This is a genomic window from Chlorobaculum sp. 24CR (assembly GCF_004118635.1).
Lineage (GTDB): Bacteria > Bacteroidota > Chlorobiia > Chlorobiales > Chlorobiaceae > Chlorobaculum.
This window is the reverse complement of the sequence record NZ_SDGU01000117.1, coordinates 1-337: the sequence shown is the minus strand read 5'-3', so window position 1 is coordinate 337 and position 337 is coordinate 1. Positions and strand designations below refer to the sequence as shown.

Genomic DNA, 337 nt, shown 5'->3' with positions numbered 1-337 from the left:
TGCGGTCAACCTTGAGCCACGGGCCGCTCGACGCGCTGCCGAGGCAGTCGAGGTCGGTGCCCTGGCCGATGGCCGCCACCACCATGTCCGCTTCGATGACGAAGCTTTCGCCGTTACTCTTGTAGCGCAGGAACGGAATCGGGGAGTTCCAGCCCTCCTCGCCCTTCTCTTTCTTGGTCATTTTCGTGCAGCGCAGGCCGGTGACGCCACTCGCTCCGCCGAGCACTTCAGCCGTGCCGGCCTGGAAGTACATCGTCGCGCCCTCTTTCTTCGCGTCGTCGTATTCGTTCTCGAAGCAGGCCATCTCTTCGCGCGGCACGCCGGAGATGATCGAGGC

1 pseudogene is annotated in these 337 nt (G+C 64.1%); it reads right to left on the bottom strand.

The annotated features are described in order from the left end of the window. Nucleotides 1-337 (bottom strand): annotated as a pseudogene (locus EST62_RS13275) (glutamate synthase); the annotation flags it as partial.